The organism is Streptomyces sp. NPDC049597 (assembly GCF_040675505.1).
GTDB lineage: Bacteria > Actinomycetota > Actinomycetes > Streptomycetales > Streptomycetaceae > Streptomyces.
Genome location: NZ_JBFAOY010000006.1, coordinates 174,807 through 185,995, shown reverse-complemented (window position 1 = coordinate 185,995; position 11,189 = coordinate 174,807). Strand labels below are relative to the sequence as shown.

The following is an 11,189-nucleotide window of genomic DNA, read 5'->3' as shown; positions in this document are numbered from 1 at the left end:
GTCTACCCGAGGTCGAAGGCGTTCGGCAGGCCCCAGCGGAAACGGGTGCGGTCGTGCCGTTTGAGCGCCTCGAACTCGGGGGCCCGGTACAGCGGTGTCACCGTGCACCGGGGCGCGGCCGAACCGGTCCGGTCCAGCAGGGCGTTGACCGCCTGACGGGCCGAGGCGTTGGCGCCCTCCATCGTCGCCAGGTCGATGTCGACGCTGACGTAGTCGCCGGCGAGGTAGAAGTTGGGAATCGCGGTGGCGGCCGTGGGGCGGAGGTGGAAGGTGCCGACGGGGTGGATGAGGAGTTCGTCCTCGTTGGTGGGGTTCGGGGTGCCGAGGCCGTCGACGCCCGGGTCGAGGAACCAGGAGTGCAGGGCGCTGTCCTTGAGGACCGTCCGGCCCGTGTCGTTGAGCGCGGCCTTCAGCTGCGCCCACACCTCCCTGGCCACCTCGGCCCGGGTGCACTGCTTGGCGGTCCTGCCGTACAGGATCCCGGGCCGGTCCCACTCGGAGATGTCGACGGACAGGCAGTCCACGGCCGTCCCGTCGCCGTAGTCGGCGGGGAAGTCGCGGTCCGGCCAGTGTCCGGCCTGCTGAATGGCGGTCAGCGACCATGGCGAGTCGACGCAGTTGAGATGACCGTGCAGCAGGGGCGCCCGCTCGTACAGATAGAACTGGATGCCCGTCATCCAGTCGGTGCGCAGCCTGTCGCAGCGGGCGAGCTGCGGGTCGGCGGCCCGCAGGGCCGGTCCCCAGGTGCGCCGCGCGTGCTCGACGGGCATCGCGCACACGTAGTGGTCGGCGGTCACCGCCCGGCGCGCCCCCTGCGCGTCCTCGACGACGGCGGCCGTGATCCTTCCACCGCCGTACGCCGTCTCCCGTACGGTCCAGCCGACGCGGAACCGGACACCGAGCGACGTCAGGTGCGCCACCCAGGGGTCGATCCACGCCTCGTTGGTGGGCGCGTCGAGGATGCGGTCGAGGGGGCCGTCGGCGCCGCGGCCCAGCGCGTTGAGGACGAACGCCTCCAGCAGGGTGGCGACCGTGCGCGTGCTCGCCTCCTCGGCCTTGGTGGCCACGATGTTGCGGGTGACCCCGATCGCGAGGATGCGCTGGTAGTCGTGGCTCATCCGCTCCGCCCGGACGAAGTCCCACCAGGGCGTGCGCTCCCAGACCTCGTCGCGCCGCTCGTCGCAGCTGGTGAGGAAGACGAGCACGCGGCCTACGAAGTAGGCCGTCTCGTGGGCGGGGATGCCGAGAGCGGTGTCCAGCATCGCCGTGAGCGCGCGGCGGATCTCATCGAGCGTCAGCTCGGCGGGCCGGTGGCCCGGCCAGGGGAGCGGGATGCGCAGGTCCTCGCGGCCGGTGCGGGCGAAGGACATCTCGGAGGGCGCGACCAGGTTGTCCCACACCCCGTTCGCGTTCCCTGGGAAGGGGATGCGCCGCATGGTGTCGGGGAGGTTGTGGTAGATGCCGGGGATGAAGCGGAAGCCGTGCTCCGCGGGTAACGGTCTGCGCCCGCCCCGGCCACTGCCGGGCACGTCCATGCTGCGGGCCTTGCCGCCGAGCGCCCGGCGTTCGTAGACGGTGACCGCGAAGCCGCGCTCGGCCAGTTCGTGCGCGGCGGTCAGCCCCGCCACACCGCCGCCGAGCACGGCGACCGATCCGGGCGCCGGGGCCGCGGCGGCGGCGGTGACGCCTGCGGCCGATGCGAGTGCCGCGGTGCCGCCGACCGCGGCGGCCCCCGCCATGAACGTGCGCCGTGAAGTGCCTCGTAAAGTGCCCGACCGGTCCATCCGATCCCCCTTTACCCGACGGTAACGACCGCGTCCGGCGCAGGAGCATACGGAGAGTCCTCATGACCCGGAAGCCACGCGTGGGCCCATTCCCGCAATGGCTGGAAAATGGAGCCATGGCACGACGCATCAAACGCCCCGGGCGCACCGCACAGCCCGCCCTCACCGCCGCATCCCCCTGTCCCTGCGGCCTGCCGGCCACGTACGGGGAGTGCTGCGGCCGCTTCCACAGCGGTGAGGAGACGGCGCCCACCGCCGAGCTGCTGATGCGCTCCCGCTACAGCGCCTTCGCCGCGCACGACGCGCAGTACCTGCTGCGCACCTGGCACTCCTCGACCAGGCCCCGCCACCTGGATCTCGACCCCGGGATGCAGTGGTCCAGCCTGGAGATCACCGACGTCACCGACGGCAGCCCCTTCCACACCGAGGGCACGGTCACCTTCCGGGCCCGCTACCGCCACCACGGCAAGCGCGGCGAGCTGCACGAGCGCAGCAACTTCACCCGGCAGGACGGCGCATGGGTCTACGTGGACGGCACCTTCATCGAGTGAGCCGCGCCCCCCGCCGCCCCCAGGCCGCATCTCGGCCACCCCTCCGCCGTCTCCCGGCCGTTCCGGCGGCCGGGGGGCGCGGCCGCGACGGAGGGCTCGGGGCGGGGAGCGTCAGTGGGCGCGGGCCGGCCTGACGGTGAGCCGCGGGTCGTACGCGGCGAGCACCTTGTTCGCCCGTGCCAGCGCGGACAGCGCGTGCTCGCGGTCGGCCCGGTCCTCGGCGCACAGCGGGCCGCGGAAGCGGTACACCTCGCGCGCGGCGCACTCGGCCTCGATCTCCGCGTGCAGGACATGGGCCGGCATGCAGGAGCCGATCATCACGGCCACGCGGTCGGGGATCGGTACCGGCACGAGGTTGGAGGCGGTCACGTCAAGTCCTTGTCTGCTTTTCCGTCGGGAGGCCGTCGGTCGGTCGGCCTCCCACCCCTCCATGACTACCGGAGCGGTTTCCGGGTTCCGCGGCGGGGGTGTCTTTGTGCGGCAACGGTCGTCGGTCGCCCCGTTGCTTTGTGGATACGCGGGAGTAGGTTGCACCCGAGCAAGTGCCGAGGTCCCGTCAACTCCCGCCCGCGTCACGCGCGAACCGCGAACTGGAGCCGACCATGGGCGTACGCAAGGATCTGAAGAGGGCGAGAAAGCGAAGCGATCTCGCCGGTCGCGTCCCGGTCGAACTGGTCAGGGAGGACGGCGTCGTACGAGAGGCGCGCACCGCACCGCTCACCCGGCCGTCCGTCTCCGGCAGCACCGCCGACATACCTTACGCGAACGCCACGGCAGCACCCGCATCGGTGGTCCTGCGACACAAGGACGACGACGGCCGGTGGCGTCCCGTGACCGCCGCCGACTTCACCCGCCAAGTCAGCGAGACTGCCAAGGGGTTGATCGCCGCCGGGCTCGAGCCGGGCGGACGGGTGGCCGTGATGTCCCGCACCCGCTACGAGTGGACCGTGATCGACTTCGCGATCTGGGCCGCCGGGGGGGGCAGAGCGTCCCTGTCCACGCCACCTCTTCGGCCGAACAGGTCGCCTGGATCCTCCAGGACAGCGGCGCGCGGCACGTGGTCACCGAATCCGCCGAGCACGCGTGAACGGTGGCCGACGCGGCGCGGGAACTGGGTGCCGGACCCCGGGCGTGGACACTCGACGACGGCGCGATGGAGACACTCGTCACACTCGGCGGGACATCCCCGAGGAGGAGATCACCAAGAGGCGCGCCGCCCTGACGCCGGACAGCGTCGCCACCCTGTGCTACACCTCCGGCACCATCGGTAAGCCGAAGGGCTGCGTCCTGACCCACGCGAACCTGCACCCCGAGGCCGCCGACACCGTGGAACTGCTGCACCCCGTCTTCCGTGCGGTGACCGGGCAGACGGCCTCCACGCTCCTGTTCCTGCCGCTCGCCCACATCCTGGGCCGGACCCTCCAGATCGCCTGCCCGACGGCCTGTATCGAGCTCGGCCACTGCCCGAGCGTCAAGCCCGACGAACTCCGGCCCGAGCCGGGCGGTCTCCGGCCCACCTTCCTCGTCGGCGTCCCCTACCTCTTCGAGAAGATCCACCACACCGGCAGGGCCACGGCCGAGAAGATCGGCCGCGGCGCCTCCTTCGACCGCGCGCACCGCATCGGCGTGCGCTTCGCCGAGGCGTATCTCGCCGCGTTCCTCGGCACCGGCAAGCACGCGGTCGCGGCGGCGTACGCGGCCGAGATCGAGGCGCTCTACGCCTGACGGCACGTCGAGCGAGGCGCGGGCCGCGCCTCGCGCCCCGGGCGGAGGACCTGAGGTCACCGCCCGGGGGCCGACAGCACCTCGTCCAGGTCGTACCGCACCGGCTCCTCCAGCTGCTCGTACGTGCACCCGGCGGGTTCCCGGTCGGGCCGCCACCGCCGGAACTGCGCCGTGTGGCGGAAACGGTCGCCCTCCATGTGGTCGTACGCCACCTCCACCACCCGCTCGGGCCGCAGCGCCACCCAGGACAGGTCCTTCTTGCCCGACCAGCGGCTCGGCGCGCCCGGCAGCCGCGCGCTCTCGTGCGCCGCCTCCTCCGCCCAGCGTGCCCACGGATGCTCCGAGACGTCCTCCAGCCGCAGCGGCTCCAGCTCCTCGACCAGCTCCTCGCGCTTCCTCATCGAGAACGCGGCGCAGACGCCGACGTGCTGGAGCGCCCCCGCGTCGTCGTACAGCCCGAGCAGGAGCGAGCCGACGACCGGGCCGCTCTTGTGGAAGCGGTAGCCGGCCACCACCACGTCCGCGGTCCGCTCGTGCTTGATCTTGTACATCAGACGGGTGTCCGGCCGGTACGGCAGATCCAGCGGCTTGGCGACGATCCCGTCGAGCCCGGCGCCCTCGTACTGCTCGAACCACTCCCGCGCCACCGCCATGTCCGTCGTGGACGGCGCCAGGTGCACGGGCGGCCGGACCCCCCTGAGCGCCTCCTCCAGCTTCTCGCGGCGCGCCTTGAGCGGTGCGTCGAGCAGCGACTCGTCACCGAGGGCGAGCACGTCGAAGGCCACGAAGCTCGCGGGGGTGCGCTCGGCGAGCATGCGGACCCGGGAGTCGGCCGGATGGATGCGCTCGGTGAGACGGTCGAAGTCGAGGCGGCCCCCGTGGGCGATGACGATCTCGCCGTCGACGACGCAGCGCTCCGGCAGCAGCTCGCGGAACCGGTCGGCCAACTCCGGGAAGTACCGCGTCAGCGGTTTGCCGGTGCGCGAGCCGATGACGACCTCGTCGCCGTCGCGGTGCACGATCGCCCGGAAACCGTCCCACTTCGCCTCGTAGTGCATTCCGGGCGGAATCGTCTTCACGGACTTGGCCAGCATGGGCTTCACCGGCGGCATCACGGGCAGGTCCATGGCCCGATTCTCCGGCATGCAGCCCCACTCGGCACGGCCTACGCTGGCGGGCATGGCTGGAGCGGTGGAACTTCAAGTGGGGGAGCGCACCGTCCGGGTGTCCAACCCCGACAAGGTGTACTTCCCCGAGCGCGGCTGGACCAAGCTGGACATGGTCACCTACTACCTCGCCGTCGGCGAGGGCATCACCCGGGCCCTGCGCAGCCGTCCCACGACGCTGGAGCGCTACCCCGACGGGGTGACGGGCGAATCGTTCTTCCAAAAGCGCGTCCCCAAGTACCTGCCCGACTGGATCCCCACCGCCCACATCACCTTCCCGTCCGGACGCTCCGCGGACGAGATGTGCCCGGACGAACCGGCCGCCGTCATCTGGGCCGCCAACCTGGGCGCCGTCACCTTCCACCCGTGGCCCGTGCGGCGCGACGACACCGACCACCCCGACGAGCTGCGCATCGACCTCGACCCGCAGCCCGGCACCGACTACGACGACGCCGTACGCGCCGCCCACGAGCTGCGTGCCGTGCTCGACGAGGCCGGTCTGCGGGGCTGGCCCAAGACCTCCGGCGGCCGCGGCGTGCACGTCTTCGTGCCGATCGAGCCGCGCTGGAACTTCACGCAGGTGCGGCGCGCCGCGATCGCCTGCGGCCGGCAGCTGGAGCGCCGCATGCCGGACCGGGTGACGATCAAGTGGTGGAAGGAGGAGCGCGGCCGGCGCATCTTCGTCGACTACAACCAGACGGCCCGCGACCGCACCATCGCCTCCGCCTACTCGGTGCGTCCCCGCCCCCACGCTCCCGTCTCCGCCCCGCTGCGCTGGGAGGAGCTCGACGACGCGCGCCCCGAGGACTTCGACATCAAGACGATGCCCGGCCGCTACGCCGAGGTCGGTGACGTCCACGCGGACATGGACGACCACCGGTTCAGCCTGGAGACCCTGCTGGAACTCGCCCGCAAGGACGAGGCCGACCACGGGCTCGGCGATCTGCCCTACCCGCCGGAGTACCCGAAGATGCCGGGGGAGCCGAAGCGGGTCCAGCCCAGCCGGGCCAAGAAGGCGGCGGACTGACCCGGCCCGGCGCACGAGCGACGGCGGCCCTCCTCCCGGTGTCTGGAAGGAGGGCCGCCGCTCACTGGCCGGCGAGGGTCGTCCGCACACCGCCGACCTCGGCCACGGAGAACGCGACGCTCTTCGCCTCGGAGGTGTTGCCCGCCTTGTCCGTGGCCCGGTACAGCACCGTGTGGTAGCCGACCCGGTCGACGACGAGGGGGTGGTGTACGCGAGGTAGCGGCCGCTGTCGAGCGAGTACTCGATCCGCTCCACACTCGAGCCGGCGTCCGTCGCCGACACCTTCACCTCGGCCCGCCCGATGTACGCGCCGTCCGAGTTCTTCTCGCCGCTGACGGTCGCCGAGGTCTGTGGCGGGGTGGTGTCGTCGGTCGGCGGGGCGACGACGGTGAAGTCGACGGCCTTCTCGGCGGCCGCGTTGCCTGCTTTGTCGGTCGCCCGGTAGCGGACCGTGTGGGTGCCCACCCGGTCGACGACCACGGGGACGGTGTACGGCTGCCACGGGCCGTCGGCACCGAGGGCGTACTCGATGCGCTCCACGCCCGAACCCGCGTCGGTCGCGCCCTGCACGGCCTCGACGCTCGCCGCGCCAGGCTGGACGCTGACCGCGCCGCCCGTCCCGACCAACGGGAACGTGGCGCCCGTCGGCGTGACGGGGACCGAGCCGAGGAAACGGTGACTGCCCGAGACGACGCCGTGCGCGACGCCGCCGGGCATCTGGCGCGGTGTGAGTGCGAAGTGGTCAGCGCTCCGCGCACGCTCAGCCCGCCGGGCTGGCTTGCACGTCGATCAGCGAATCTCTTCGCCGCCCTTCCACAATGTGCACCTCGGAGCTTGCTCTCCCCCTATTATGCCGTCCCGCTTGTCTTCCTGACGCCCCAGCACCTTTCCAGTCACTTCGTCATGGTGTTCCCTCACGTCCACTTTCGCTAGCACCTGCTTGGGTACGCCCTTCGGCCAACATGTGTAGAGGTTTACCTTGACGTCCCTGAAGGACTCGGCGTCACCCAACTCGGTATGAGTGAGGTTCGCACTGTGCAACGAGGCTCCCTCAAGGTCTGCGTCCAGCAGGGTCGCCTGGTACAGATTGGCGCCGACCAGTTCCGCCCCTTGGAGCTCAGCTCCCTGGAGATTCGCTCCTCTGAGGTCGGCCTCCCTGAACCTGAAGCCCTGCAGAGAGGCTTCGTGAAGGTCGGCGTTGTGGAGTTCCTTACCACTGAAATTGATGTCGCCGATATCCCGGTCCCCAGGGGTGAAGCCTGGTATCGACTGGGCTATCTCGATGTTCGCTCTCCACGCCGCGTACTTCTGCGACTCTCCGATGGACTGTTCCAGAAACAGCGCCGACAACCCAATGGCGATACCGGTGACCAGGCCCCCACCGATTCCAGCGAGTACCTCGATCCGGGGTTCGGCCTCCGGCTCTCTGGCAGCCATCCTCCAGGCAAAAATCGCCCCAACTGCGCCGATGGCTCCAAGGAGGAGCAGCACACCAATCAAAGCCAACGACAACGGACCTGTCTCGGGCACGGGGATCATCCCCAATACACGTGGACAAGATGAGGGATACCTCTCTTCCTCTCTACTGCCGTTGCCAGGTGATCGCAACCAGACCAAACCAAGATGGGGAGCCGGACAGGTAAACGATTTCATGGGCCGCGATTTCTGCCCACAGTCATTCGGCTCTCGCCGCGAACTCTGGGCGGCCGCAACATGATGCGCCCGGGCTGCACGACGGCCCTTCGCCCCGGACGGCTCCGCCTGACCCAAAAGGTACGCCCTCCCGCACGGCGATCGCGCTGGCACCGTGGGGACTCCTCGGCAGGGGACGTAGTCGATGCGCGTCGGCCGGTGGAGCGGGTGGCGGGCGACTACGCGCCATGGGCCTTTCTGGAGTTCACGACGGCGATCCTGCCCCAGCGCCGGGCGCACCCGCAACGCACCTGTGCCACGCGCGAATCGCCGTGGGCACTCAACTGCGTGCGTCCGGGCCGGGTCGGTAGCAGACTCGGCACGGACCGCGGTCGCAGGACAGTCGCCCGGGGGGCCGATGAAGGAGGGACCATGCTCAGCACCGCCTACGTCACCGGCTCGCCGAACTGGATCGACCTCGGCACCCCCGACCTCGATGCCGCCGGCTTCTTCTACGGCAGGCTCTTCGGCTGGGAGTTCGCGTCCGCCGGTCCCGAAGCGGGCGGCTACGGTATGTTCCGCCTCGACGGCAGGACCGTCGCCGCGGGCATGACCGTCCCCGCCGACCGGGCACCCGCCGGCTGGAGCGTCTACTTCCAGACACCGGACATCGACGCGACGGCCGAGGCGGTCGAACGCAACGGCGGCACGGTGCTGTACCAGCCGATGGACGTCTTCGACCAGGGCCGCATGGCGGTCTTCACGGACCCGGCGGGCGCGGGCTTCTCCGCCTGGCAGCCGCGGAAGAACACGGGACTCGACGTCGTGGGCGACCCCGGCACGCTGTGCTGGCTGGAGCTGTACACACCCGAGCCGGACTCCGTGCTCTCCTTCTACTCCACCGTCCTCGGCTGGGAGTCGTCCACGATGCCGCTCCCGGACGGCAGCGGCGCCTACACCCTGATCCGCCCGGGCGGCTCGGACCCCGAGGCGGCGTTCGCCGGAGCCGTCCCGCTGACGGCCGACCCGTCGGAGAGGGACCTGGGAGCGTTCTGGCTGCCGTACTTCGCGGTCACCGACTGCGACGCGGCCGTGACCACGGCCCAGGAACTCGGCGGCGAGATCAGGATGCCCCCCACCACGATGGAGGGCGTGGGCCGCTTCGCCCGCCTCGCGGACCCGGCGGGAGCGCGGTTCGCGGTGCTGCGAGGCGTGGAACAGCGGTAGCGGGAGCCGTTGACGCGTCATTGATCGACTGTTTATCGCCACGGGGCAGGCTGTTGTGCATGTCGATCAACACCATCACCGACCCGGAACTGGCCTGGCAGGAGACGGCCCTGTGCGCCCAGGCGGGCCCCGAGTTCTTCTTCCCGGCCCCCGGCTCCTCCACCCGCGAGGCGAAGCAACTGTGCGGCGCGTGCGAGGGGAGGGTGGCGTGCCTGGAGTACGCGCTGACGCACGACGAGCGATTCGGCGTATGGGGCGGCCTCTCGGAGAAGGAGCGGCTGCGGCTGAAGCGGGGGCGTGAGCGCGCGGGGCGCGCCGGCTCTGCTTAGTGCGGGCACCGCGTGCGCGGCCCGACGCCGACGCTGCGGCCGTCGAGCCGCTCGGCGCCGTGCCTCCAGCGCTTGCGGAAGCCGTCGCACGCCTCGTCGAGCGCGGCGTGCCCAGCCGGTCCGCCCGTACGCGTTCCAGCACTCGGCGCACCTCGCCCAGCGACGTGGGGGACTCGTCCACGGCCCGGCAGCACCGGGCCGGCTGGCGGCCCCTCCTCCCGCGACCGGGAACGACCGGCGATCACCTCGCAGACCGTCCGCCGCGGAGGACAACTGCCGTACGCCTGGGGAGCGGTGGGATATCCGGATGCTCCGGCCGACGGGCTGTCGTTAGGATCACCGGACTCGGCAGGGGTGGGACGACGACATGAACGACCAGGTCACGGACGACGAGTTGGACGCCTTCGCGCTCATGACACGCAGGTTGCGCGCTCTGCCGCTGGGCGATGCCCGGCGGATGAAGGGCGAGTCGATCGCCGCGTCGTTCGCGCGCGAGAGCCGCAATCTGCGGCGCAAGGCCGCGCGGCGCGCGCGGTCGCAGGCCGATGCCGCCCTCGCGGCCGGGACCGCCACGGGTGCCCTCGACCGGCGGGAGGACGCACCGCTCGTGGCCGTGGCGCCGGGCCGGGACGTCGGGCACTACGAGCGACCCCGGCATTGCTATGTCTGCAAGGCGCTCTACCGACAGGTCGACAATTTCTACCACCGGCTCTGCCCGCCCTGCGCCGCTGACAACACCGCCCGGCGATCGCTGAGCACGGACCTGCGCGGGCGGCGCGTCCTGCTCACGGGCGGCCGGGTGAAGATCGGATTCCAGCTGGCGCTGATGATGCTGCGGGACGGTGCCGAGCTGCTGGTCACGAGCCGGTTCCCGGACGACACCCTGCGCAGGTTCGGGGCCGTGCCCGGCAGCCGCGAGTGGCTCGACCGGCTGACGGTCGTCGCCGTCGACCTGCGCGACCCACGGCAGGTGCTGGGCCTGTGCGAGCGACTGCGCGACATGGGTGAGCCGTTGGACGTCCTGGTCAACAACGCCGCGCAGACGATCCGCCGCCAGCCCGAGGCGTACGCGGTCCTGGCCGCGGGGGAGAGCGGCGCCGCGGGGCCCGGCGTGCTCATGGCACCCGGCTACGCCCCGATGGCGGCCGTCGGGGCACCGGACGGCGCCCTCTCGCTCGTCCTGCCGGACGCGCAGGCGCACCCGGCCGACGAGACGGGTCTGCTGCCCGACCTCGCGCCGGAGAACTCGTGGTCGGCCCGGCTCGGCGGTCTCGACCCCGCCGAGTTGCTGGAGACCCAGCTGGTCAACGCCCTTGCGCCGGCCCTGCTCGCCGACCGTCTGCTGCCGCTGCTGCTGGCCTCGCCCCGCCCCCGGCGGTACATCGTCAATGTGACGGCCGTGGAGGGCCGGTTCGCGGTGCGCAACAAGACGGCCCGCCACCCGCACACCAACATGGCCAAGGCGGCACTGAACATGCTCACGCGCACGAGCGCGGCGCAGCTCGCCGCCGAGGGCGTGCACATGTGCAGCGTCGACACCGGGTGGATCACCGACGAGAACCCCGCGCCGCGCAAGGCGCGGATCGCCGCCTTCGGCACCCGCACGCCGCTCGACGTCGTGGACGGCGCGGCGCGGATCTACGACCCGATCGTGCGGGGTGAGGCGGGCGACCCGGTCGCGGGCGTGTTCCTCAAGGACTACCAGGAGGCCGCGTGGTGAGACCGGGCCCGCACAGCGGGGCCGTCCG

At 71.5% G+C, this 11,189-nt stretch carries 9 protein-coding genes and 2 pseudogenes; 6 read left to right on the top strand and 5 right to left on the bottom strand.

Annotation, left to right across the window (positions count from 1 at the left end; genetic code table 11):
• Window positions 1–2: 2 nt before the first annotated feature.
• Window positions 3–1,739 carry an FAD-dependent oxidoreductase gene (locus AB0K02_RS10280; protein ID WP_365991925.1) on the bottom strand — a complete coding sequence of 579 codons (1,737 nt, stop codon included), beginning with the start codon at window positions 1,737–1,739 and terminating at the stop codon, window positions 3–5.
• Between the two features lie 161 nt (window positions 1,740–1,900).
• Between AB0K02_RS10280 and AB0K02_RS10275 the strand changes: the two genes are divergently transcribed.
• Complete coding sequence (locus AB0K02_RS10275; protein ID WP_365991924.1) at window positions 1,901–2,335, top strand: YchJ family metal-binding protein; 435 nt, start codon at window positions 1,901–1,903, stop codon at window positions 2,333–2,335.
• A gap of 111 nt (window positions 2,336–2,446) precedes the next feature.
• Here AB0K02_RS10275 and AB0K02_RS10270 read toward each other — a convergent pair whose 3' ends face one another.
• Window positions 2,447–2,704, bottom strand: a complete 258-nt coding sequence (locus AB0K02_RS10270; protein ID WP_365991923.1) for a hypothetical protein — start codon at window positions 2,702–2,704, stop codon at window positions 2,447–2,449.
• Window positions 2,705–2,937: 233 nt separating this feature from the next.
• Between AB0K02_RS10270 and AB0K02_RS10265 the strand changes: the two are divergent.
• A pseudogene (locus AB0K02_RS10265) lies at window positions 2,938–4,009 on the top strand (AMP-binding protein); the annotation flags it as partial.
• 107 nt (window positions 4,010–4,116) lie between these two features.
• Here AB0K02_RS10265 and AB0K02_RS10260 read toward each other — a convergent pair.
• On the bottom strand, window positions 4,117–5,187 hold the full coding sequence (locus tag AB0K02_RS10260; protein WP_365991922.1) for an ATP-dependent DNA ligase: 1,071 nt from the start codon (window positions 5,185–5,187) through the stop codon (window positions 4,117–4,119).
• Between the two features lie 52 nt (window positions 5,188–5,239).
• On the opposite strand from AB0K02_RS10260, the gene ligD reads away from it, so the two are divergent.
• On the top strand, window positions 5,240–6,253 hold the full coding sequence (gene ligD / locus AB0K02_RS10255) for a non-homologous end-joining DNA ligase (protein WP_365991921.1): 1,014 nt from the start codon (window positions 5,240–5,242) through the stop codon (window positions 6,251–6,253).
• A gap of 97 nt (window positions 6,254–6,350) precedes the next feature.
• On the opposite strand, the pseudogene AB0K02_RS10250 reads toward ligD, so the two are convergent.
• Together AB0K02_RS10250 and AB0K02_RS10245 are read right to left on the bottom strand one after the other, a co-directional pair.
• Window positions 6,351–6,814 (bottom strand): annotated as a pseudogene (locus tag AB0K02_RS10250) (glycosyl hydrolase); the annotation flags it as partial.
• Between the two features lie 228 nt (window positions 6,815–7,042).
• Window positions 7,043–7,783, bottom strand: coding sequence for a pentapeptide repeat-containing protein (locus tag AB0K02_RS10245; RefSeq protein WP_365991920.1), 741 nt, complete (start codon window positions 7,781–7,783; stop codon window positions 7,043–7,045).
• A gap of 534 nt (window positions 7,784–8,317) precedes the next feature.
• Here AB0K02_RS10245 and AB0K02_RS10240 point away from each other — a divergent pair.
• The 3 genes from AB0K02_RS10240 to AB0K02_RS10230 all read left to right on the top strand — a co-directional run bounded on the left by AB0K02_RS10240 (window position 8,318) and on the right by AB0K02_RS10230 (window position 11,161).
• Window positions 8,318–9,112, top strand: a complete 795-nt coding sequence (locus AB0K02_RS10240; protein WP_365991919.1) for a VOC family protein — start codon at window positions 8,318–8,320, stop codon at window positions 9,110–9,112.
• 59 nt (window positions 9,113–9,171) lie between these two features.
• Window positions 9,172–9,441 (top strand): WhiB family transcriptional regulator, encoded by a 270-nt coding sequence (locus tag AB0K02_RS10235; RefSeq protein WP_365991918.1) that lies wholly within the window; start codon window positions 9,172–9,174, stop codon window positions 9,439–9,441.
• 367 nt (window positions 9,442–9,808) lie between these two features.
• Complete coding sequence (locus AB0K02_RS10230; protein WP_365991917.1) at window positions 9,809–11,161, top strand: SDR family NAD(P)-dependent oxidoreductase; 1,353 nt, start codon at window positions 9,809–9,811, stop codon at window positions 11,159–11,161.
• The last annotated feature ends 28 nt before the right edge of the window (window positions 11,162–11,189 follow it).